Origin of the sequence: Gardnerella sp. KA00718, assembly GCF_049244285.1 — a bacterium.
GTDB classification, from domain to species: domain Bacteria; phylum Actinomycetota; class Actinomycetes; order Actinomycetales; family Bifidobacteriaceae; genus Bifidobacterium; species Bifidobacterium vaginale.
Map to the genome: position 1 here is coordinate 1,624,563 of NZ_CP058370.1, position 25,164 is coordinate 1,649,726.

General features: G+C 44.2%; 15 protein-coding genes and 3 rRNA genes. 1 reads left to right on the forward strand and 17 read right to left on the reverse strand.

What is annotated here, in order from left to right; genetic code table 11:
* Nucleotides 1-5: 5 nt before the first annotated feature.
* The 14 genes from HXT55_RS06590 to HXT55_RS06655 form a co-directional block, all read right to left on the reverse strand.
* Complete coding sequence (locus HXT55_RS06590; protein WP_064623317.1) at nucleotides 6-878, reverse strand: anchored repeat-type ABC transporter permease subunit; 873 nt, start codon at nucleotides 876-878, stop codon at nucleotides 6-8.
* A complete protein-coding gene (locus HXT55_RS06595; protein WP_064623318.1) occupies nucleotides 878-1,699 on the reverse strand; it encodes an anchored repeat-type ABC transporter ATP-binding subunit in 822 nt (273 codons plus the stop codon). The genes HXT55_RS06590 and HXT55_RS06595 overlap by 1 nt, the downstream gene beginning before the upstream one ends.
* Before the next feature lie 32 nt (nucleotides 1,700-1,731).
* Nucleotides 1,732-3,576, reverse strand: coding sequence for an anchored repeat ABC transporter, substrate-binding protein (locus tag HXT55_RS06600; RefSeq protein WP_064623320.1), 1,845 nt, complete (start codon nucleotides 3,574-3,576; stop codon nucleotides 1,732-1,734).
* A 25-nt stretch (nucleotides 3,577-3,601) separates the two neighbouring features.
* Nucleotides 3,602-6,031: a choice-of-anchor M domain-containing protein gene (locus tag HXT55_RS06605; protein WP_064623322.1), complete on the reverse strand. Its 2,430-nt coding sequence runs from the start codon at nucleotides 6,029-6,031 to the stop codon at nucleotides 3,602-3,604.
* Complete coding sequence (locus HXT55_RS06610; protein ID WP_064623324.1) at nucleotides 6,024-7,412, reverse strand: choice-of-anchor M domain-containing protein; 1,389 nt, start codon at nucleotides 7,410-7,412, stop codon at nucleotides 6,024-6,026. Before HXT55_RS06610 ends, HXT55_RS06605 begins: the two co-directional genes overlap by 8 nt.
* 13 nt (nucleotides 7,413-7,425) lie before the next feature.
* Nucleotides 7,426-9,816, reverse strand: coding sequence for a choice-of-anchor M domain-containing protein (locus tag HXT55_RS06615; protein WP_101886313.1), 2,391 nt, complete (start codon nucleotides 9,814-9,816; stop codon nucleotides 7,426-7,428).
* Nucleotides 9,817-10,049: 233 nt separating this feature from the next.
* The gene (locus tag HXT55_RS06620) at nucleotides 10,050-10,604 is read right to left on the reverse strand and encodes a cysteine hydrolase family protein (protein ID WP_004113723.1); all 555 of its coding nucleotides are present in this window, start codon (nucleotides 10,602-10,604) and stop codon (nucleotides 10,050-10,052) included.
* A 190-nt stretch (nucleotides 10,605-10,794) separates the two neighbouring features.
* Nucleotides 10,795-10,911 (reverse strand): 5S ribosomal RNA (gene rrf / locus HXT55_RS06625).
* Between the two features lie 164 nt (nucleotides 10,912-11,075).
* A 23S ribosomal RNA gene (locus HXT55_RS06630) occupies nucleotides 11,076-14,137 on the reverse strand.
* Nucleotides 14,138-14,510: 373 nt separating this feature from the next.
* A 16S ribosomal RNA gene (locus tag HXT55_RS06635) occupies nucleotides 14,511-16,038 on the reverse strand.
* The 16S, 23S and 5S rRNA genes sit together here, the layout of an rRNA operon.
* Nucleotides 16,039-16,228: 190 nt before the next feature.
* A complete protein-coding gene (locus tag HXT55_RS06640; protein WP_415682516.1) occupies nucleotides 16,229-16,537 on the reverse strand; it encodes a hypothetical protein in 309 nt (102 codons plus the stop codon).
* Between the two features lie 72 nt (nucleotides 16,538-16,609).
* Nucleotides 16,610-17,485: a phosphogluconate dehydrogenase (NAD(+)-dependent, decarboxylating) gene (gene gnd / locus HXT55_RS06645; protein ID WP_004118197.1), complete on the reverse strand. Its 876-nt coding sequence runs from the start codon at nucleotides 17,483-17,485 to the stop codon at nucleotides 16,610-16,612.
* A gap of 97 nt (nucleotides 17,486-17,582) precedes the next feature.
* Nucleotides 17,583-18,923 (reverse strand): GntP family permease, encoded by a 1,341-nt coding sequence (locus tag HXT55_RS06650; RefSeq protein WP_004112718.1) that lies wholly within the window; start codon nucleotides 18,921-18,923, stop codon nucleotides 17,583-17,585.
* Nucleotides 18,924-19,102: 179 nt separating this feature from the next.
* On the reverse strand, nucleotides 19,103-19,630 hold the full coding sequence (locus HXT55_RS06655; protein WP_415691161.1) for a gluconokinase: 528 nt from the start codon (nucleotides 19,628-19,630) through the stop codon (nucleotides 19,103-19,105).
* Nucleotides 19,631-19,791: 161 nt separating this feature from the next.
* Between HXT55_RS06655 and HXT55_RS06660 the strand changes: the two genes are divergently transcribed.
* Nucleotides 19,792-20,532, forward strand: a complete 741-nt coding sequence (locus tag HXT55_RS06660) for a FadR/GntR family transcriptional regulator (RefSeq protein WP_004112733.1) — start codon at nucleotides 19,792-19,794, stop codon at nucleotides 20,530-20,532.
* Nucleotides 20,533-20,561: 29 nt separating this feature from the next.
* On the opposite strand, the gene HXT55_RS06665 is transcribed toward HXT55_RS06660, so the two are convergent.
* The 3 genes from HXT55_RS06665 to HXT55_RS06675 form a co-directional block, all read right to left on the reverse strand.
* Nucleotides 20,562-21,395 (reverse strand): HD domain-containing protein, encoded by an 834-nt coding sequence (locus HXT55_RS06665; RefSeq protein WP_004118194.1) that lies wholly within the window; start codon nucleotides 21,393-21,395, stop codon nucleotides 20,562-20,564.
* Nucleotides 21,396-21,464: 69 nt separating this feature from the next.
* Entirely contained in the window at nucleotides 21,465-23,966 is a 2,502-nt protein-coding gene (locus HXT55_RS06670) for a KUP/HAK/KT family potassium transporter (protein ID WP_013399429.1), read from the reverse strand.
* A gap of 200 nt (nucleotides 23,967-24,166) precedes the next feature.
* A complete protein-coding gene (locus HXT55_RS06675) occupies nucleotides 24,167-25,147 on the reverse strand; it encodes a TatD family hydrolase (protein ID WP_421792762.1) in 981 nt (326 codons plus the stop codon).
* Nucleotides 25,148-25,164: the final 17 nt, after the last annotated feature.

The following is a 25,164-nucleotide window of genomic DNA, read 5'->3' on the forward strand; positions in this document are numbered from 1 at the left end:
CAATTTTACGAAACGACTGATCGCAGTTTCGGCACAATCCTCGCCACCAACCCATGTTTAGGCGAGCACACCCACGCTAGAACAAACATAAAAGTCGCAACCAAAACGATTGTGCCGCCAGTAGCAGTGTCTAAACTCCAAGACAAGTACATTCCAATAATCGAAGAAGCGCACCCAATAGCAGGCGCCAAAATCATCATTTTTCCAAGCCTGTCGGTAAGCAATCGCGCAGTCGCCGCAGGCGTAATCAAAAGCGCTAAAACAAGCACGTTTCCAATTATTTGCACAGATACTACTACAGCAATCGCAACTAAAACGTATAGCATTCCATCCAACCATGCTACTGGCAACCCCATTGCGCGGCTTGTTTCTCGATCCATTGAAACGCATACTAGCTCTTTGTGGAACATCATTAGAAGCGTTACGATTATTAGCCCTGTTATTGCTACTACAGCAATGTCAGAGTCTGGTATTCCTGTAATGGAGCCAAATAGGAACGACTCCAAGGATCCTGCATAGCCAGAAGCTTTTGATATTACTACGATTCCGAGCGCAAAGGCAGACACAAAAAATACGCCTATAAACGAGTCTTCGCGAAGTCTACGATTTTGGCTAAAGATTGATACGATTAGCGCGGTTGCAACTCCTGCGAGCGCGCCACCAAATAGCAAGTTTCCTTGCAACACAAATGCGATTGCGAGTCCTGGAAACACGGAGTGCGCTACTGCGTCTCCAATAAACGCCATTCCGCGTAGCACTACGTAGCATCCTACAACTCCGCATATTACGCTAGAAAGGCACGCTACTATAAGCGCTTTGAGTAAGAACCAAAGGTCTGGGTTTGTAAGGTCTTGTATAAAGTCGATTGGAGATAGCATTATTTTTCTACCACACTTTCATGCGCCATAACGCGCTCTACAGCTTTGATTAGTGGATTTTGCGCATCCACATGGAATGTTTGCACCCATTGATTTGCGTTTAACGATTCTGGAGCGCCGTCGCCCACTATGCTTCCGTCGAAAAGCATGATTCTAGAACACGAGTTTATAGATCCGATTATGTCGTGCGAGCTCATCAAAATAGCTTCTCCCGACTTTGCTAAATCCAAAAAAAGACTCGTGAGCAGCTCTTGAGTAGGCATGTCTAAGCCTGTAAATGGCTCATCTAAAAGCAACAATCGCGGCTGACCTGCAAGAGCGCGCGCAACGAGTACGCGCTGCCTTTGCCCGCCCGAAAGCTCGCCGATTGTGCGATCCCTAAAATCCGCCATTCCTGTGCGCTCAAGAGAAGCGAGCGCTATCTCGTAGTCCTCTTTTTTTGCGCGACGAACGTAGCCAATGTGACGAATGCGGCCCATCATTACCACGTCTAGTACAGAAAGTGGGAAATCCCACGCAATATCGTGGCGTTGTGGCACGTATCCAACGTTGTTTACTCGCGAATTAATCAAAGATTCACCGCTTTTATTAGCGTGCACTTCGAGTTTTCCAGAATGCGGTATTAGCCCCATAATCGCGCGGAAAAGCGTTGTTTTTCCAGCTCCATTTGCACCAAGAAGTCCCACAAATTCGCCGTTTTTAATCGTAAACGAAACGTCTTTTACAATCGTGCGACTGCCGTAACTTACGATTAAGTTTTGCGCGCTTATAACAGTATTCGCATCCATATTCGCATCCATATTTCCCTCGTCAATCCTCATCGCTTAAATCTCACTTAAATCCAACATCAATCTCACTTCAAGCACTTTGCCAAAGAATCCGCGTTCGCTCGCATCATATCCGCATAAGTTCGCACTTTAGAATCGAAAGCATCTCCATAAATCGGGCACACTTTTACGTGCGCTTGCGCCGCAAGCTCTTTAAGCACAGACGAACGCGAAATCAAATTTGGCTCCAAAAACACAGCTGGAATCTCTAAATCGCGCAAAATCTGCTGCAATCTACGCCTATCTTGCACGCTCGGCTCGCTCGAAGGATTAATCGTTACAAATCCTGCAATATTCACGCCGTAAGTTTTACCTAAGTACGCAAAAGCGTCGTGCGTTGTAACCAAATTGCGCTTCTCTTTTGGTATTGACGCCACTTTTTGCCTCATATACGCGTCTACATCTAATAGCTTGTTAATGTATCGATCTGCATTCGCGCGATATTTACGAGCATTTTTAGGGTCCACTTCGCAAAGGCGATCTGCGATTGTGCGCACGTATGCTATGCCATTTTTTACGGATTGCCACAAATGCGGGTCAATATCTCCGTGAACGTGCTTTCCTAAAACTGCTTGCGGCAGCTGATAAATCTTTTGCCTTGCAGATCCCAAAAACCTGTATCCTTGTTCGGCTGGTATCTCTTTTAGCGCGTTAGTTGGAACTTCTACAACCACATCGCGAGGCGCATAATACACGCGTTTTGGCGCAGCGGAGCGCTTTTCTTGCAAAGTATCTACGCGGTACACAAATCCACGTTTTGCTAAGTCGTAAGCTAAATCTGCATGACCTTTGTTCAGCACTACGCTAGCTCCACGCTTTTTGGCTATTTTTTGCGCATTTATGCCTACAGCAAATCGCATTTTAGCGTTTCCAAGGCTAGAAACTACCTCGTTTTGCGCGTTTAGCATGTCGGCGTGCAAGTCAAGCGTGTATTCGCCTGGCTTGCTAAACGCCCAGCTTAAATGCGTGTGCGCGTCTGCTGGCAAGTCTACGTGGTCTTCTGCGCTTATGCCGTTTGCGCTGTTAAAGTATGTTTCTACGCTTCCAAAAGTGCCAGTCAAGTATGCAAATAGCGCGCCTGGTCCGCTTACTTTTGTAGCTGTTAAGCGTATTCTGTCGGACCTTTTCATGTTGTATGCGTTTGGCTTTATTACAGTTGCGCGACCTTCTTTTGTTGCGGTAGAAGGCGCATTTGATTGCAAAGATTGACCTGACTTTTCTAGTTGGCTAACTTGCTGTGAATTTGTTTTTGTTTTATTGAGATTGTTTAGCGAAGCTAACTCACTAGCCGCCGCCGAGGGCGATTCTTCCGCACGCTTTTGCGTATTTGCGCTTGCACCGTCTTGCGCACTATGCGCTTCCTCGCTCGGTTGCGCAGCCATGCGTTCTGTAGCAAGCCCTAGCCAAATTGTGTCTAAAGACACGTCTTCTACCATCGGAATAATATCTGCCGCGTGCTTCACACTTTCTTCTGCAAGTTGCACATTTGGCACACCTTTTCGCAAATTCGCGTCCAAAGCTGTAATTACGCCGTGTTCTTCCAGCATCATGTAGTTGCTAAAAGCAACATCCGCGTACACGACGTCTCTAATTGAACGCAAACGCGGCTCGTACGAATGCGGATCCGCGTTATCTGGCACAATCGCACTTACATTTGCAGCGTCTCCTGCAACATTCGCAACCATATCTCGCAAAACGCCCGTTGTTGTTACAACGTTAATTTTCCCAGATTTTGCGTTATTCTCGCTATTTGCACGAAGCGCGTTGTTAGGCGCACCGCACGCGCCCAGCGGCAGCGCGGTTAAAACTGCTAGAGCAGCAGAAACCGCGCGCTTCACACTTTTTTTACCTAGTAAATCAACGATTTTCATTAATTTTACCAATGTTTTCTACGCTTTATTTCAAATTCATAAGTGCTCTAAATAAGCCTCCTGCAGGTATTAATCCGCGTTTGCGTAGAACGAACAATCCAGCTGCGCAAGTTCCAGAAATTGCTGTAATACCAAGAATTAAAGCCGTGTATGCAACTACTGGCTTGCGTTTGAACAATCCTACTATTCCTCTAGGCTCTTCGCTTTTAACGCCGCTTTGCAAACTTTTTCTTAGACCTTTAACTCGTTTGGAATTGTATTTTGATTGGATGCCTTTGTTTGCATGATTTCCAATTCCGCCAGAAAGACTTACAGACCTGCCAGTTTTGCCTCGATTAGCGCTTTTCGATGCTCCAATTCCACCACCAAAGAATGATCCTCCCGAACCGGAGTTTCCTCTAGCTGCAGCTGCTAATGGCGTCGTGCCACTATTATTGCCAGAATTTCCATTATTTCCAGAATTGTCGTTATTGTTGACTTTGTCGTCGGAACTGTTCTCAGAGTCATCATCAGTTTCATCAGTTTCATTTGACTTATCATCTGAATCTACGTCTTCGCCATCGACTTTTGTCATAGAGCAGCTCATTGGCTTTTCCATTGGGTCTACACCAATTGCAAAGTGGAAGTCTTTTGTAACTGTTTTTCCGTTTGCACTTACAGCAAAAGTAATCGTATAATATCCAGACTTTGAGAAGTCCCAGTTTAAATGCATATGCGTGTTTGCTGGGATTGTATACGTACTGTTTCCACTACTAGACATGAGTGTTTTAGCTTTTACACCAAGTCCGCCTTGCAACCAAATTCGCACGCTACCTGGCCCTTTTACAGATTTAAGGCTGATCTTGCTTGGCTTGTGTGGGCTTAAATTCTGGTTACTCCAGCCAACCCACGGTACGCTATTTTTTTGCGTTTGTGGAAGTCGCCACACACCTTTATCTTTAGCTGATTTTCCAGCATAAAACACAACTTTGCTCGGGTCGCGTTTCACGTGGCTTCCAGTCACGTCTTCTTGTACTGCAAATCCTATTCCATTGCCAGTTGAATAGGTTGCTAAATCAACGTGACCATGCTTTATTACTAGCTTATCGCCTTGTAAATCCTTAAATTTTGAGCATTTTTTGACGGTTTTTTGCTTTTTGTTTTTGCCTTTAGATTCGGTTTCAGATCCAGATTCGGTTTCAGATCCGTTACCACCTTCACTTTTCCCATTGCCATCTTCCTCGTCAGAACTTTGGTTCGCTAGTCCGCCATTTGGCTTGGCTCCAGGCCATGGTGTTACGTAAACTCTGTTATTGTTTCCGTTTATGACTATTGAAGTGGAAGAATCTTCATCATCTTCATCTTCGTTGTCTTCAGATTCTTCATCTTCATTATCACTATCGTTACCGTCTTCGTCACTTTCGTTTGTATTCTGATTTTCGTGTTTATTTAATTCGCTATCGTTATCAGGATCTTTATCTTCTATACGAAAATATTCACCAGTAGCATCACCTTGCATATCCACATTAAACGTGTATCCTTGCGAATCTTTAAGGATTTTCCCGTCTTTTGTTTTAACTGTTACTTCTATGCACAGACCATATTCACCTGGTTTGGTAAACACCCAATTAACATGCAAATGCGTATTGTCGTTTCTATAAAACTTATGAGGAAAATCAGTATTAGGCGATCCTAAAACAGGTATTACCTTACCGTGAGAATCATTCTCATAAACATACACTGCTCCGCCTTCTGGAATAGTCGCAGACTTTAAGTGAAACTTTACAGCGGAAACAGTTTTACGAGGCAATGTTTGTGTTGTAAAACCCAACCACAACTTGTTATCTTCCTGTCCTTGAGGCAAAGCCCAAACATACTCGCTACTATTATCTTTAGAAAGAAAACTTAATTCTTTAGCAAAATCAGATTTTCTTAATTTTGTGTTGCTTCCAAGCATAAATTCTATGCGATCAGAATTGTACCTAACACCGTTTTGGGGTACGCCTGGGAAATAATCTCCTTGCGTTCCCAACACAAGATGCCTGCTTTTATCCATATACACAGCAATGCCATCAGTATGACCCTTGTACACCTTACACTTTTCGTATCGTGTGTCTGAATCCTTTGGCTTACTGGAATCTTTAGCTACAACAGCGGCCTTGCAAGCTTCTTCATTACTGGTTTTATTAGGATTATCGCTCTTTTTTGGATCTTTTGCAGGATTCTGATCAGTTTTAGGCATATTGGAAGAATCATAACTACTTGAATCATCCGAATATACATTCTCGTCAGGATCTTTATCCTCGTCGCTACTATTATCACTTTCTGTAGCAGAAAGCCCATTTTTTTGCGCTTCACTCGCATACGCACTGCCGCAATTGCAGCAGCACATCGATGCCAAGAATCCAAAAGATATTATTGCGCTTAAAATCGCGCTTAGTAGTCTAAAGCAGATTAAGGTTGATTTATTACGCATTGTTTTGTCCTAAATTATTAAAATCTGTGTTCGGTAAGATCGTTGTTTCTTCTGTAGGATTCACTAAGTCACTTAGTGAACTTTGATTTTCAACATACTGAGGATTTGGATTCGCATAAGTCTGATTCGCTTGAGGCTGAACGTACTGCTGCGAATATGGCTGAGCATAAGTCTGTGCTGGAGCAACTGGCTGCACTGGCACATTAGACTGAACATACATTGGTTGCTGCGGAACGCCATACTGCTGCTGTTGTACAGGCTGTTGTACGTACTGCGGTTGCATTTGCTGCACTGGAGCCACCATTTGCGGTTGCGTTGGTTGCTGCATAGGAGCCATTGGCGAAACTTGCTGATTCACACCATGCTGACTAATCGCCTGCTGCTTTGCCTTCTTGCTTTTAATTACAGCAAATACAATAAACGCAATAATTACGATTGTTAGAATTACAAATACAATCATCACAATTTGCGCTATCGCTACTGTATCGTCAGCGCTACTAGCTTTCTTATGCTTTCTGGCGGAAGCATTGCTCGATTCGCTTCCTTCCGCATTCTCATCATTGTTGTCTGCGTCAGACTCTTCGTTATTTTCTCCGTCGTTTCCTTCGTTTGCATTCGATGAGCCAGACTGAGAGTGCGCGCCTGAAGATGCTGCTCCTGCTGCTCCAGCTAACGCAGCTTGTGGATCTGTTTTTTCTCCCACTGCAAAATTAAGCACACGAGTATCGCTTACAGCGCGACCATTCTTTAGTTTTCCAGAAAAAGTGAGCTTTACATGGTAAATTCCAGGCTTTGAGAATACCCAATTTACGTGAGTGTGCGCGTTCGCTTCAATCCAACTGTTTTGTGGATATCCTTTAGTACTATCCCATAATTGCTGTGGAGCATTATTGCCATTTTCAAGGTAAACGTGCAGTTTTCCAGGGCCGCTAACGCCATCAAGCGAAAGGTTTGCTCCGCGATCTAGCTCGTTAAGCACTCCGCCTTCCTGCGTGTTCCATCCGAGCCATACCACATTAGAGTTTTGTGTTTGTGGAATCACATAAAGCTTTGTTCCTGGTTTTTCGCCGATAAAGTTGTACGTTGCATCGTTTGGCATAGGAACTATTGAGCTGTTGCCAAGTTTGAATACTACGTTTTCTGGGTCTCTCCATACTGGTTCGTCGCCAGTATCATCGCGAATTTGTATTTTCCAATTTCCGCCAGAAAGTGTTGGTCCAAAATCTGCGTGACCTGCCTGAATCATAACTGGCTGGTTGCTTGTTGCAGCTTTGGCGGACCCCATAAATGGAGATGGGAGTAGAGCCGTAGCTAGTAGCATAATTGCTGTGCATATTGATGCTATTATTGCCGTTGCTATATAGTGCTTGTTTTTAGTCATTTTTCTTCTCCTTCTACAACAACTTCATACGTGGTCTCATCAAGAAAGCCCCAGCTCCTGTTACAGCACACAAGCTCACGCTTGCAGTTCCTACAGCAGCAGCTACCCATTTTGTTTTGTGACTTTTTGCTTCTTGTTCTTCTTCTGAATCTTCTAGTACTTCTGAATCCTCAATGTTTTCATCATCAGAATTGTATGAAGCAGCTTTAGTCTTATTTGACTTTTTGCTTTTTTTACTAAGCAGTTTCACTTTTTTCATCTTCTTAGAATGTTTTGAGGAAGAAATACCATTTGACAATCCGCCTAATCCTTTAGAAGAAGATTTTGTGAAGCTTCCACTAGCATTTGTAAATACATTATTAGTATTAGCTCTTGCAACTAACGGAGTGGTTGCGGATTGCTTAAAACTGTTATTGTCAGAGTCTGACGATTCGGAAGAGTTATGCGAATTGGAAGACTCAGACGAATTGGAATCATCTTCGCTTTCATCTGACTTATTCTTATTCTTCTTTTTATCTTTATCCTTATCGTTTTTCTTTTTGTTCTTCTTAGAATCTTTATTATCTGACTCTGATTCCTTGTTGTTATTCTTTTCCTTTGATTCACCTGTGTTATTGGATTCTTCGTTCTGATTGCCGTCTTCTATCTCATTCTGACTATCAGATTCATCGTTTCCATTAGACTTATGGTTCTTATTCTTTTTACGATTCTTCTTATTTTTCTTATTCTTCTTGTTTTTTGTTTTATTGTTCTTGTTGTTCTTCTTATTATTAGAATCTTTTGAGTTTTCAGGTTGCGCATGATCTTTTTTGTCTAAATTCTTTATATTGACATTCCAATCGCAAAAATCATCGAAACCTGCGTTCCTATATAACGTTCCGTCGTCTAGCACAAGATAAGCGCGAACGACAGCATCCTGCATGCTTTCATCAATTGTTAATTCGCATGTGCTTCCGTCAGCAGAACCTTCAATATTTTTAAACTCTTTTTCGCCATCTTTTTTAATCATCCACTTGTATTTTTTTACTATGGATGTCGCTGGCTCTTCTGGATCAGACGCTTCACCTTTTACAGTAGGAACTCGTGGGGAGAACAGTTTAGCTTTTAGATGAACTTTTTCTCCTAAATTGACTTTGGACTTTCCGTATGCTTGTACTACTGGGCGTCCGTCAGCGCCATGATCTTCTACGACTATTGTTCCGAAAGCTCTATCTCTATCGAAAGCTCCGATTCCTTCACCTGTTAGAATCACGCGAACTTTCATTCCGTTCATCGCAGGTTCGGCTGGCAGCTTTAGCCTTTCACCTAAGAAGCATGATGCAAACGTGTTTTCTTGTTCGTCAGCCCTGTTTATACACCATTCGTATGATGGTTTTTTTATTGTTCCGTTTTCAATATCTTTTTTGAATCCTTCACGATACGTGTAAAGATTCAATCCACCGCCTGGCTCGTAGGAATGATAATGTGGGTGGCTACCTGTATTGCGAATCCCTAGTATGCACAGATTGCCATCAGCACAGTCAGAGTTTTCAGAAGGATCATCGTCTTTAGTGTTTGCATCCAAAACTGGAATTTCCGCTTTTCCGCGTTCTTTAACAACAGACTCAGATGACACGGTATGATTATGGCTTGCTTCAACAATAAAAGTATATTTGGCAGTATTAGTGGTTTTAGTTTCTTTCGTCGTCTTATTTTTAATAACAGCGTACGCTTCTAATGTATAAGTTCCAGGCTGAGTGAATACCCAGTTTGTATGTTGATGTGTAACTTGAGATTGATGAATCACTCCTGGAAGCTCGAATCGGCTGCCTTCCTCTTTTTCATCATCTTTATCTTGATATTCAAATGATTTTGCTATGGATTCTTTATCCTTATTTTTTGCAGACTGCCATATTAATACTTTTGCACCTTTAGGAGCTGTTACTTTTTGTATAACAATATCTGCTGATGCGCCATCTGGATTTTCCGATCCAACTGCTTTAGAAGTAATGGAAGTATCCCACCCTGGGAATAGCTCTTTATCTTGTTTATTACCAGATTCGTCTAAAAGCCAATAACCTTGTGAAGCATCGAATGGTAACTTGTTTTTGTAATTATCAAAATCTTGCGTACTGTATGATGATTGACCAACCTTCATTGTTACATTTTCAGGCTTGTATAGAATAGAGTTGGCTTCAAAACCCATTATGAGCTTGCCATTATGCATAAATGGATAGAAGATGTCCATATGACCGTTTGCCAGCACATCTTTTGCACTTGCATCATACTTATAGATAGTTTGTTCTTCATCCGCATACGCAGGATTTGCAGCACTGAACCCCGATACCAGCACCGCAAACGCAAGCACCGCAACGCCACACATTGCAAACGCGCGTTTTACCATATTCTTAATGACCTGAGTCATAATTACTATTTCGCTCTCTACACTTCATCTTCTCTATTTCGCAATGTGTACTCTTCTTTTACACATAACTACTCGAAGACATCTTTACAACGTCTATCAATAATAATAATGATTCTCATTAATAGTCAAGTCGACACTCCGATTAAACAAAAACGCTGGCAGCTCAAAGCAACCAGCGTCGATTATTTAATAATTGATTATTTAATAATTATTTATATTTTTAGCTAAAGATCTTAGCTTTCTACAATATCTGCATTAAGACAAGTCTTAAAGTGGCGCAAAGCCCACTCGTGACCTTGAGGATCAAAGCTTGCGACTGCATCTTTGTGAACCACAATCTTGAATCCAAGATTATACGCATCGACAGCCGTGTGAAGCACGCAAATATCTGTGCAAACGCCTACCAAATGCAGCTCCTCAATATGACGTTCGCGAAGCTTAATCAGCAAATCAGTGCCATTGAACGACGAGTAGCGCGTCTTATGAATGTAATAAACGTTGCTTTTATCTTTATTTGCCTCATAAAAATTGCCAAGCATGCCATACAGTTTCTGACCGTGTGTTCCAGCAATATTGTGAGGTGGGAAAAGCTTAGTTTCAGGATGATACGGATCGTTTAGATGATGCGTATCGATTGCAAAAACAACGAATTCTCCAGCGTCTAGAAATTCTTGCGATATCTCTGTAATTCGCTTCTCGAGCTTTTGTGCAGGCTCTCCTACTGTAAGCGAGCCATCACTTGCAACGAAATCATTCGTATAATCAATGTTAATAAGAGCCTTTTTCATACATACTTCCGTTTAATCAGTTTAATTGTGTTAAAGCTACACTTACACACTACTCTTTACGCTAACAAGATTCTTTACACTAACATGTTTTGGTACAATCGCACTACAAGAATATGAACGTGTTCGACGATAACCTAAACTTAAATAATAAAAAAGCGGGGAACAATCAAGTTCCCCGCTAGAAAGAATAATGCGGCAGCGTGCTAGTCTCCCACACCCTATCGAGTGCAGTACCCTCACCGTGTCAGGCCTTAGCTTCCGGGTTCGGAATGGGACCGGGCGTCTCACCTGAGCCATGACCACCGCAAAACTAGATTATACACTCGCTTTAAACGAGCGGCAAATTGGCGGTTTGGGAACCGGACATGAACGCGAGCAACAGAAAAACAATCATCAAAATCAACAACTTAACCATAAAATGACCGTCTAACACTCCCTAAAGTTAAGAGAATTAAACGATAAGCAATACAAGTAGTATCACAATCGCCCATTAGTACTGGTCAGCTCCACCCCTTACAGGGCTTCCACATCCAGCCTATCAACCACGTGTTCTACATGGGGGCTCACACACAAAGTGCAAGGAATGCTAATCTTGGAGCAGGCTTCCCGCTTAGATGCTTTCAGCGGTTATCCCTTCCAAACGTAGCTAACCGGCAGCGCCACTGGCGTGACGACCGGCATACCAGAGGTTCGTCCACCCAGGTCCTCTCGTACTATGGGCAGGTCTCCTCAACATTCCAACGAGCGCAGAGGATAGAGACCAAACTGTCTCACGACGTTCTGAACCCAGCTCGCGTGCCGCTTTAATCGGCGAACAGCCGAACCCTTGGGACCTGCTCCAGCCCCAGGATGCGACGAGCCGACATCGAGGTGCCAAACCATCCCGTCGATATGGACTCTTGGGAATGATCAGCCTGTTATCCCCGGGGTACCTTTTATCCGTTGAGCGATGCCACGTCCGTACGCCGGCACCGGATCACTATCTCCGACTTTCGTCCCTGCTCGACCCGTCAGTCTCACAGTCAAGCCCGCTTGTGCGATTACACTCAACACCCGATTGCCAACCGGGCTGAGCGGACCATTGAGCGCCTCCGTTACTCTTTAGGAGGCAACCGCCCCAGTTAAACTACCCGCCAGGCACTGTCCCTAACACGGATAACGTGTCGAGGTTAGACGCCAGATATGGAAAGAGCGGTATTTCACTGATCGACTCCACGCAAGCTAGCGCCCACGCTTCACAGCCTCCCGCCTATGCTACACGATCCACACCTAACGACAATACCAAGGTATAGTAAAGGTCCCGGGGTCTTTTCGTCCTTCTGCGCTTAACGAGCATCTTTACTCGTACTGCAATTTCGCCGGGCTCCTGGCCGAGACAGTGGGGAAGTCGTTACGCCATTCGTGCAGGTCGGAACTTACCCGACAAGGAATTTCGCTACCTTAGGATGGTTATAGTTACCACCGCCGTTTACCGGGGCTTAAATTCACCGCTTCACCGAAGCTAACGGATCCTCTTAACCTTCCGGCACCGGGCAGGCGTCAGAGCGTATACAGCGGCTTACGCCTTCGCACGCTCCTGTGTTTTTGGTAAACAGTCGCTACCCCCTAGCTTGTGCCACCCCCAACAGCTCAACAATGTGAAACCATATCACCATCAGGGGTCTCCCTTATGCCGAAGGCACGGGAGTAATTTGCCGAGTTCCTTGGCCAGGATTCGCCCGATCGCTTTGGTATACTCTACCAGACCACCAGTGTCGGTTTAGGGTACGAGCGGAATCACACCTCACGTTGAAGCTTTTCTCGGCAAGCAGGATCACCGGAATCAGCCTTACAGCCTACCCATCACGCCTCAGCTTAACATCCCCCGGATTTACCTAGAGGACAGCCCACACGCTTAGCCACGGAAAACCACCTCCGCAGCCGGCTACCTACCCGCGTCACTCCCACGCTAACCTACTACCGATACGCTCCCAACACTAAACCAGAAGAAAACCCCGAAAGATAATCAACCAGAATAACGAAGGTTAGTACTCTCAGATTCAGTTCGAACGGTGTAACACCGGTACGGGAATATCAACCCGTTCATCCATTCGACTACGCCTGTCGGCCTCGCCTTAGGACTCGACTCACCCGGGGACGACGAACGTGGCCCCGGAACCCTTAGTCATTCAGCGGACAGGATTCACACCTGTCTCTCGCTACTCATGTCTGCATTCTCACTCCCGTATAGTCCACGACAAGTTCACACTGCCGCTTCACCCCATACAGGACGCTCTCCTACCCCACATGAACTAAATCATGCAGTCGCGTCTTCGGTGGCGTGCTTAAGCCCCGCTACATTGTCGGCGCGGAACCACTAGACCAGTGAGCTGTTACGCACTCTTTCAAGGATGGCTGCTTCTGAGCCAACCTCCTGGCTGTCTATGCGACTCCACATCCTTTCCCACTTAGCACGCGCTTCGGGACCTTAGACGACGATCAGGGCTGTTTCCCTTTTGACGACGGAGCTTATCCCCCGCCGACTCACTGCCATGATAAACCTAACAGGTATTCGGAGTTTGGCTGCTATTAGTACCCGGTATGGGCCCGCAAGCATCCAGTAGCTCTACCCCCTGCAAGCAATAACATGACGCTGCACCTAAATGCATTTCGGAGAGAACCAGCTATCACGGAATTTGATTGGCCTTTCACCCCTAACCCCAAGTCATCCCCCCAGTTTTCAACCTAGGTGGGTTCGGTCCTCCACACGGTCTTACCCGCGCTTCAACCTGCTCAGGGCTAGATCATCCCGCTTCGGGTCCAGGACATGCGACTAAAACGCCTTTTAAAACTCGCTTTCGCTACGGCTCCCCCACCCGGGTTAGCCTCGCCACATACCACTGACTCGCAGACTCATTTTTCGATAGGCACGCCGTCACCCCACAAAGAAGGCTCCGACGGATTGTAAGCGCACGGTTTCAGGAACTATTTCACTCCCCTCCCGGGGTGCTTTTCACCTTTCCCTCACGGTACTAGTACACTATCGGTCAGACAGGAATACTTAGGCTTACCCAACGGTCTGGGCAGATTCACGCGGGATTCCACGAGGCCCGCGCTACTTGGGAATAAACATAAAAAGACATCGCGCAACCTGCTACGGGGCCATCACCCTCTACGGCTGGGAATTCAATCCCATTCACATAACACGACATTTTATCACTCTTCTCAACCCCGTCAGAGGCTGAACAGTCAATCCCACGACCCCGAATACGCAACACCTGACGGTTATCACACGTACTCGGTTTAGCCTGATCCGCTTTCGCTCGCCACTACTCACGGAGTATCCTTTCCTGCAGGTACTGAGATGTTTCACTTCCCTGCGTACCCCCCACAAAAACTGTGGTGACCACCCATAACAGTGGCCGGGTCTCCCCATTCGGAAATCCTCGGATCAAAGCCCACTCGGCAGCTCCCCGAGGCATATCGCAGCCCGTCACGTCCTTCATCGGTCCTGTCTACCAAGGCATCCACCATACGCCCTTACCAGTGATACACCAGTAAAAAGCCTATCGCTTAACTCTCTAGACAATAAATCATCACACTAAACGATCACAAAACGATCAAGCGACTCCACCAAAATGGAGCCGGTTGAAATTGATAAAAGTAAAAACAAGCAAAACCAAAAATAGTCTCACTATTCTTACTCGCGTCCACTATCCAGTTCTCAAACCACCAAACACCAAGAACACAAGCCAAAAACCAAAAAGCCTCAACCTGTAATCCAAGGGCCAGGACCGCAACCCCAAAACAAGGGGGGTGGCAATCCGGGAACCCAAAAGCATGCCCAACATACTCATCTAAAAACATTAACTATTGTTTTCCACACCAGTAACCACACTCAACCGAGCGTGCACAAAAACTCCGTAGAAAGGAGGTGATCCAGCCGCACCTTCCGGTACGGCTACCTTGTTACGACTTAGTCCCAATCACGAGCCTCACCTTAGACGGCTCCATCCCAAAAGGGTTAGGCCACCGGCTTCGGGTGCTGCCCACTTTCATGACTTGACGGGCGGTGTGTACAAGGCCCGGGAACGCATTCACCGCGACGTTGCTGATTCGCGATTACTAGCGACTCCGCCTTCACGTAGTCGAGTTGCAGACTACGATCCGAACTGAGACCAGTTTTAAGGGATTAGCACCATGTCACCATGAAGCAACCCGTTGTACTGGCCATTGTAGCATGCGTGAAGCCCTGGACGTAAGGGGCATGATGATCTGACGTCATCCCCACCTTCCTCCGAGTTAACCCCGGCGGTCCCCCGTGAGTTCCCGGCATAACCCGCTGGCAACACAGGGCGAGGGTTGCGCTCGTTGCGGGACTTAACCCAACATCTCACGACACGAGCTGACGACGACCATGCACCACCTGTGAACCTGCCCCGAAAGGAAACCACATCTCTGCAGTCGTCAGGCACATGTCAAGCCCAGGTAAGGTTCTTCGCGTTGCATCGAATTAATCCGCATGCTCCGCCGCTTGTGCGGGCCCCCGTCAATTTCTTTGAGTTTTAGCCTTGCGGCCGTACTCCCCAGGCGGGACGCTTAACGCGTTAGCTCCGACACAGAACCCGTGGAATGGGCCCCACATCCAGCGTCCACCGTTTACGGCGTGGACTACCAGGGTATCTAATCCTGTTCGCTCCCCACGCTTTCGCTTCTCAGCGTCAGTAACAGCCCAGAGACCTGCCTTCGCCATTGGTGTTCTTCCCGATATCTACACATTCCACCGTTACACCGAGAATTCCAGTCTCCCCTACTGCACTCTAGCCCGCCCGTACCCGGCGCAAACCCACCGTTAAGCGATGGGCTTTCACACCAGACGCGACGAACCGCCTACAAGCTCTTTACGCCCAATAATTCCGGATAACGCTTGCGCCCTACGTATTACCGCGGCTGCTGGCACGTAGTTAGCCGGCGCTTATTCGAAAGGTACACTCACCCAAAAGGCTTGCTCCCAATCAAAAGCGGTTTACAACCCGAAGGCCTTCATCCCGCACGCGGCGTCGCTGCGTCAGGGTTCCCCCCATTGCGCAATATTCCCCACTGCTGCCTCCCGTAGGAGTCTGGGCCGTATCTCAGTCCCAATGTGGCCGTCCGCCCTCTCAGGCCGGCTACCCGTCGAAGCCTAGGTGGGCCATTACCCCGCCTACAAGCTGATAGGACGCGACCCCATCCCATGCCACTAAACACTTTCCCAACAAGACATGCGTCAAGTTGGAGCATCCAGCATTACCACCCGTTTCCAAGAGCTATTCTGGAGCATGGGGCAGGTTGGTCACGCATTACTCACCCGTTCGCCACTCTCACCAACCAGCAAGCTGGTCAGATCCCGTTCGACTTGCATGTGTTAAGCACGCCGCCAGCGTTCATCCTGAGCCAGAATCGAACCCTCCACGAAAAACTTCAATGAAGAGCCAACAAAAGGCTCCAATATAAAAGAAAAAGACGAGACATTCTTTAAGGAAAGAACATCCCAACAAAAAACCTCACCATCATTTAACCATCTCTCAGGCACCCCACAATCCGTGAGGCTGACAATGAACTGGCAATAATTAACTAATAAGTAGTACAGACACGCTCTTGAGTTCTCAAACCACCACCACACCAGCCGGCCCATCAACCTCAACCGAGGAGAACCAGCCGCGCTGAGCAGCAAGAGATAAACTTACACCAAACCCCACCAAAACGCAAACCAACACCAAACAAACACCACAAAACCATTGAAAACAAGCCAAAACATCGGCGTGTCGAAAACACGCAAAAAACCACAACAAACCACCACAACCACCAACACAAAACCAAAAACAACCCAAAAAACAAACAAAAAACCATAAAAAACACAAAACCCGGGAGTGTCGAAAATAAAATAGATGGGCAATTAACACATAACTGCCCATCTATACAATCTTTATCTATTCTTTATCTATTTTTTATCTATTTTTACCTTAGATATTTTCTACTTACTTTGACTATTTTTTAGTGACATGACCACCAAACTGCGCACGCAACGATGAAACTACTCGCAAAGTGTCATCTCCACCTCCGCGAGATACTTGGCGAGCCCACAATGAGCATGCGGTAACTGGGGTTGGAACACCAAGTTCAAGTGCAGCCTCAACCATCCACTTTGCTTCACCAGATTCATTAGCAACAGGAGGCATAGATTCTAATGTTGGATCGTCTTTTGCAGCGCGCGCGAATAAGTCAAGCAACCAAGACTGAACAACAGAACCTTGGCGCCATGAAGACATAACCTTAGCTGGATCATCTATTAATTCTGAACGCATCATTGTTGCAAAGCCTTCACCAAAAGCCTGCATCATCCCGTATTCAATTCCATTGTGAACCATCTTGGCAAAATGACCACCGCCAACAGCACCAGCGTGAACGAGTCCGTCAGGGCCTTCAGGCTTCAAAGTCTCGAAAATTGGTAGCATTCTCTGATAATCTTCATCGGAGCCGCCAGCCATCAATGCGTATCCACGAGTCGATCCCCAAACTCCGCCTGAAACTCCAACATCCATAAAATGGATTCCCTTTGCTTTTAATTCAGCAGAATGACGTTGATCATCAATATACCTAGTATTGCCTCCATCAATTACTAGGTCATTATCTTCGAGAAGATTGCTTAATTTTTCGATAGTTGTGTCTGTAGGAGAACCAGCTGGAACCATAACCCATACAATACGCGGACTAGAAAGTCTTTGTACCAATTTTTCTAAAGAATCAACATCTCGATTTGATTCGGCACTAACGTCATATCCAACAACTTCATGACCTCCTTCGCGCAAGCGCTTAACCATGTTTCCACCCATGCGCCCTAAACCGATAACACCTAATTGCATAATAAATTCCTTCCTTCAAATTTTTTGATAACTTTTAATAACTTTTAATAACTTTTGCAAAACTGTCACAAAACTTATTCAGATAATCTTTTTAATTTCATATGAACACAGGAACAACAGCGGAAACTAGCATAATAATTGCAAGTCCAACAACAGACAATACTGTTTCCATTAATGACCATGTTTTAAATGTTTGTCCTACGCTCATACCGAAATATTCTTTAACCAACCAGAATCCAGCATCATTTACATGAGATAAGAAGATTGATCCAGCACCAATAGCTAGTACGAGTAACGCTAATTGTACTTGATTTAGATTTGCAGCCAAAGGTGCAACAATACCAGATGCCGTTACGGTTGCAACGGTTGCAGATCCAGTCGCCAGTCTAATTAGTACAGCAACAATCCATCCAGCAAGAAGAGGATTAAGATTTGCCTGAACAATGCCCGTAGCAATAACTTTACCAATTCCAGAATCTACAAGGGTTTGCTTGAATCCACCCCCAGCAGCAACTATCAACAAGATACTTGCAATTGAGGAGAACGAAAGGCCTACCAGAGAATTTAATGTATCCCTACTCCACTTTGCGCGAATAGCAAATAATATCATCGCAAAAATAGTAGTGATTGTAAGAGCTTCAAGCGGTGTTCCAATCCATGCGATTACACTACCAAATGTAGATTTTGATTGCCCCGTAATATCAACAACACTGGCTGCAAGCATAAGAATTACTGGAAGTAAAATTACGCTAGATGCTTCCGCGAATGTAGGGCGATTTTGTGGCTTATCTTCCTTCTTATTGTCTTCTTCTTGCTTAGCTTGAATAGGAACCATTTTTACCATCCAATGAACCATTAGAGGTCCTGCGATTGCTACAGTTGGTATGGCGATAATCAAACCAAAAGCCAAAGTCAATCCAAGGTTTGCATGCAAAGCATCAATAGCAACAAGTGGTCCAGGATGTGGCGGTACAAAAGCATGCAAAGCCGATAAGCCTGCGAGCGCCGGTATTCCTAAAGCAATTACTGGCATTTTTGTACGACGAGCAACAAGAAGAATAATTGGTATAAGTATCACTACACCAACTTCAAAGAACAGTGGAATTCCAACAATAAATGCGCTCAGCGCCATAGCCCATGGAAGCTTATGTTCTGGAGCTTTCTTAAGTATGGTGTCACAAATCACGTCTGCTCCACCAGAACGCGTAAGAAGAATTCCAATAATTCCGCCTAAAGCAATGAGTAATCCAACTCCTGATGCTGTGGAGCCAACTCCATTAGTAAAGCTTGTAAGACTTTTATCATATGGAACTCCTGCAATGATTGCAGTTGCAATCGAACCAATCATTAACGATAGGAAGGGATGTACTTTTACCACTGCAATAAGTACGACAATAAGCGCTATACCTAATATTGCCGCAAGAATTAACCCACTCATAAATCCTCCATGATTTTGTGAATTGTTTTAATTATTGTGATGCTTTATTTATATTCCTTGTGATCTTTTGTTTACGATCAATGCGCTAACAACTTTGTTATTTGCGTTAGTAATTTTTGAATGTATATTTTTGTGCTGCTTTACAATTGCGCCACTTTACAATTGCTATTGTTTTGCATTTATGATTGTTTTTGCATCTGCGATTGTTCATATGTTTTTACTGCTTTGATAGCTCTATGAACCATATATTCAACAGAACCTTCAATCGATATAACGGTTCCGTTTTCTTCTTTACCTAGAGGCTCCAAAATTGCAAACTGACTTGGCAATAAAGATGGTGGCATAAAGTGTCCTTTACGATCTTTTAGCCTCTGCGCTATTAACTCATGGCTTCCGTTTAAATGCAAGAAGTACACGTTTAGATTTTTAGAAAGAACTTCGCGATATGACCGTTTTAATGCAGAGCTTGAAACAACTGTGTTTTCTCCAAGACTTTCACGCGCAACCATCCATTTGTTAATAAGATCCAACCAAGGCCAACGATCTTCATCTGTTAGCGCAATTCCTGCGGACATTTTATCTATATTAGCTTTTGGATGAAAATCATCACCTTCTGCCAGAGTGTAACCAAGTTGATCGCGAATTGCCTCAGAAACAGTAGACTTGCCGCAACCAGCAACGCCCATCACTACAATGTGAATCGCCATAATAGCTCCTTTGTTATTGACAACACTATAAGAATACCACACAAAGACTCTTTGTCAAAGAATTAAGAGTCTTTGATATGTTATTTTTTGAGCATAACTATATTTTCATTTTCTATTTGCTAGGATGAAACCATAAGTATACATAAAACTGCGAGGCAAATATGGTGTCTAATACCACACAAAGTCAAATTTCTAGTGACTTAGTGACCGAAAACGCTCCTTTACATCTATCTATAGCAGATTCTCTCGCAGATGAAATAGTAAATAACAAATGGGAGCCAAAAACTAATCGAAAACTAGAAGATATTCAAAAACAATATGGAATATCTAGAACAGTAGCTCGAGAAGCAACAAGACTATTAGCATCTTTGGGTTGCGTACAATTTCAACGCGGAACAGGCGTAATAGCTTGCAATCCAGAAAATTGGGACGATTTAAATACACGAGTAATCACATGGAAACTACATTCACCATACAGAGAAAATGAACTACGAGCATTAACAGAACTTCGTCTTGTTGTAGAACCTGCCGCAGCAGCTGGATGTGCATTACGCGGAGATGTAGAAATACGCTATAAATTGGGCGTAATTGGTCACGATATGGTAAAAGCGGTAGAAGAAAATAGACTGGCAGATTTTCATGAATTAGATATCCAGTTCCATACTCTTTTGCTTGCAAATAGCGGTAACCCGATTTTTGCAAAACTTAGTTCAATAGTCGAAAGCGTATTACGCGGCAGAGTTGAGCTAAATCTTTATCCGCAAAAACCAAATAAAGAAGCGATATTAAACCATAAAAAGGTAACGCAGGCAATTATGGAAGGTGACGCAGCTGCAGCAAGCGCTGCTATGCACGATATTGTAGCCGAAGTAAACACTGCACTTGGATTAGCGGCTTTATAGCCATAAAAGCAAAGCTTAATCAACTTTGCCTAATCAACCTTAAGCCCAAAGAAATCTGCAAGCTTGCAAACACTCACTCTGCCATACTTATTAACCAAGAACATCCATCGCTTTGCATTTTCTTCGCCAAATCGTTCAGCTTTACATCTATATGTATCAACTGTTAAAAATCGCGGCGGAATCGACTTACTGTTGTATTTATCTGCGACCATCACAATTTCTTGTTCAATAGTTTGCGGAATATAGTCGCCAGCTGGAAGCGGTAAATTCTGAGAAACAACTTGCTCGCGAGTCAGCCCTACACCAGTATGATTACGCGCAAATTGCGCAGTATCTTCGCTAAAACCGTTATCAATCAAATAGTTGTAGCCGCGCAAGCCGTGCAAAATATAATGAGGACCGTCAAACTCCAACTTACTGTTCTCTTCGCGCGAACCGTCTTTATCTAAAACAAAATAAGTTCCGATATCGTGCAACAATCCTCCAGCAAATGCAGCATATTCGTCTACATAATCACTTGGAGCCGCACCTCCATCGATTTGAGGAAGAGATAACGGATCTAAATTTATTAATTTTTCAAGACACGACTTTGCTAAATCACATCTATTTTTTAAGTCTTTATTGATTTTAGATATTTGACAAAGCATAATCCGTTCGACGGATGCTGGCGACTTATCCGCAAAATCCTCAATACTACCAAGCTGCTTAAAAGCCAACAACTGATTTTGACGTCTTGCGATCATCCAAGAAATCGTAGCAATAACAACACAATGGCAGTGAATCAAATTGTACGCAGCTTCACTTGGCGCAGTAGCGCGATGCAACTTTTCGATCCTATTAAAATCAGGCAAATCTGCAAGCATAATTACACCGCGCTCCTTAAAACAAAGCAACACAAACAAAGCACTTGTTGCTTAGTTGCTTAAATCACTTCACTTTTTAACTGCTTTAATCTGACCAGTATCTATTCTAGCGATTTTGCCAGTGTTAGATATTTTAGATTCCTTAGTCTCCTTATTTGCAGACTTTTCAGACTTCTCAGACTTGCCATCGCTAGAAACATTTGCATTAACAATATCTCTAGCGTTCATAATAGTTGTTTGTTCAGCATCCGACGCAACATCAGACACAATTCCTGAACCTTGCAAAGACTGAACTGCTCTAGAAGAAGCAACTTCTTCTCTCTTTAAACGAGGAGGTCTACGAGTGGAAACAAACAACGGCTGAACTTCTACAACAGGATTATACGGAGCTAATCCAAACCACTTAACAGGCGTACCAGCAATATGACGAATCGCATACTTCATTTTTAGCGATAACGCACCACGCAAAGAAATATTCGACTCAGGCATCAAAGCCTTATGTAAAAGCACGTAACGAATTGGACCAATATCTGGATCCGCATCAACCTTAGGGTACACAGATTGCTGTTGCGGAAGCTCGCCAGTATGCGACAAATCGTGCATAATCTGATGCAAATACGCAGGAATCGAAGGAGAAACCTTAAACCCAAGTTTGATCTTAACGCGGAACAAATAGTCCGTACCAAAATTCTCCACGCAATATTCGCGAGTAAACGGAGCATCATCCGTTTCCACTGACACAGCCCACCACGCGCGCGCACGCTTAGGATGATCCGCAAAAATAGAGAAGAAGATTCCAGTATCCAAACGCTTCATTTCCTTATCGGAAGTCAAATAAACAATGTTATCCGCAAAATAAGGAATACGGAAATCACGATGAAGCTTATCTAGCACAGGCAGAAAATCCTTAGGCTTCATGTGCAAGCGTTGAGAACGCTCAATCTTAGTGCCATCCTTCCAAGTGAGCATAACGATAAGAATCGTAGCCCCAAGAATCATGGTAAACCAACCACCATGCATGAATTTTGCCATAGATGCTATAAAGAACAAAATCTCGATAATCAAGAACACAGTGGCAAAAATTAAAGCAGCAATCTTCTTCTTTTGATACCACATGTGAACAGTAAGAAGTGTTGTTGTAGCAATCATGGTAAGCGTAAGTGCAAGACCATATGCTCCCGAAATATGCTCTGAATCTTTAAACACAGCTAAAACCGTAAGAGTTGCAAGACAAAGCACAAAATTAACAACTGGAATATAAAGCTGACCACGAGTACGCGCAGGGTAACGCACCTGGAGATGAGGCATCCAATTAAGGCTTGTAGCTTCTGAAACCATAGTGAATGCACCAGTAATCAAAGCCTGTGATGCAATAATGCCTGCTGTTACAGAAAGCACAACTGCTACATAACGTAAATTCGGGCTGAGCATCTGGAAGAAAGGATTTAAGCCTTCTATAGACCATAATGCTTTATTGTTTTGATGTTGTAGCATCCAGCTGCCTTGACCAAAGTAGTTTAGAACAAGAGCAACTTTAATAAATGGCCACGTAACGTAAACGTTTCCACGCCCAACATGACCCATATCAGAATACAAGGCTTCCGCACCTGTTGTGGAAAGGAATATGATGCCCATTAACGCCATTCCTTGCACATTGTGCGAACTAAACAAAAACTTCAAGCCGTAAATTGGGTTCAAAGCTTCAAAAATTGCCCAATCTTCTCCAATATTCATGATTCCAACAAGCGCTAGGAATCCAAACCATATCATAACTACTATGCCGAAAACTTTGCCTATTCTTTCAGTTCCTCGCTGTTGAACCGAAAACAGAATCACAATAATAACCACGGTAATCATTAAAGATAGATTGTCGTTTTCTAAGAAAATAGGCCTAAACGCAGATATAGTTCGCAGACCTTCAACTGCAGAAGATATTGAAACTGCTGGAGTTAGAACAGAATCAGCAAGGAACGCAGCACCGCCAATCATTGCTGGAATCGCAAGCCACGCGCCTTTCCGTCTAATAAGCGAGTAGAGTGCAAAAATTCCACCTTCGCCTTTGTTGTCTGTGCGCATAGCTACAAACACGTATTTTACGGTTGTGATCAGCGTGATTGACCAAAACACTAGGGATAACATTCCGTAAACGGCTTCGCGACTAATGTTTTGCAATCCGCCTTGACCAGCTAAGAATGTTTGAGCAGTGTACAAAGGAGAAGTTCCAATATCTCCATAAACAACGCCCAATGCCACTATCGACATACCTAAAGTAAATTTATCTGAGCTGGTTTGTATCTTTGCCCACCATCTGCCAAGTGGACCTCTAACCGCACTATCCGCAAGCTTTTCAGCCTCTTTAACTTCTTTAGCCTGCTGATACGCCAACGCCTCTCGTTCTTCGCGAGTGGTGGTTTTCTGAGAAACTTTTGGCGCTTTTGTAAAAGAAGCGGCTTTTAGAATCGCCTCTTTAGGGTTCGTTACTCCCTTAGCAGCCTTCTCAGACTCCTTCGCCCCGTTGCGAAGATCCTTAGCGTCATCGTTAGATAGCGCTGAAACGCGTGACTTAGTCATGCTTGATTTTTCCTCCAAAAAGTAAGACCTCTTCTTTGCAATAATCTGCCATAATAAGAAGTCGCATATGGTCTTACTGCTTACAGTTTTATTTATTTGTACCTAAATATTGTATACAATAACAGATATATAAAGCAAAGTCAGCATAGAATCCTTGAAAAATAAGGCTTAATCAAAGCAAGAATATAAGACTAGATCATCTAAAAACCGTAGATTTCTTTCGTTGTTTTTAAAGTTGACTTTGCTACTTCTAGCAAAGAACAGTCAAGCGCGGTTGCTAACGATTCAAGTGTATAAGGAACCATATAAGGCGCGTTCGGACGACCTCGATACGGCATTGGTGTAAGGTACGGCGCATCTGTTTCAACAGTTATATGATCTTTGCCAATGATTCGCGCAGATTCTTGTAAATCTTCGTTACCTTTATAGCTAATCGTTCCAGAAAAACTTGCGTACCATCCGTTTTCTTTTAGCACTTGAGCTAAGTCTTTCCCGCCAGAATAGCTGTGAAACACTGTGCGCTCTGGCGCTCCGTCTTTTAGCAAAATTTCTACAACATCACTATGAGCATCTCTATCGTGAATTTGAAGCGGCAAATTAAGCTCTTTTGCAAGTGCTATATGCGCGCGGAATGAGTCGCGCTGGTAAATTCTTGCAGATTCGCCCGTGCGGAAATAGTCTAAACCAGTTTCGCCAATCGCAACTACTTCTTTGGTATTATCTACGACTAGCGAGCGCAAGTGTTGCATCGCTTCATCAAATGAAATATCGTGGTACGGCTTATAAACTACTGGTAAACCATCTGGTCCTTCTGCTCCCCTATGGCCATGTAGAGGCGCTTCGTTTGGGTGAATCGCTATTGCAGCACGCACGCAATCAGGGTGAGCAGCTGCAAAATCTATTGTCGGCTGCCAATCTGGGTATTCGCATCCAACTTCGATCATTTGCGAAACCCCTGATGCTTTTGCACTATTTACTAAGTCATCTGCAGTTGGTTCAGCAATTGGTTCTCGCCCTTTTTGCGCTAATTCTTGATTAAGATTTTGCACAAAGTCTACTACGCTTAACATGTGCGTGTGGTCGTCTGCGATTGTTATGCCTTCTTTAAGCAAATTTTCCCATATTGTAGATTGTTCTGTTAAAGAAGGTGCCCAATTATGTTCGCGATGATGCTTACTCATGATTTACAAGTGTAGTC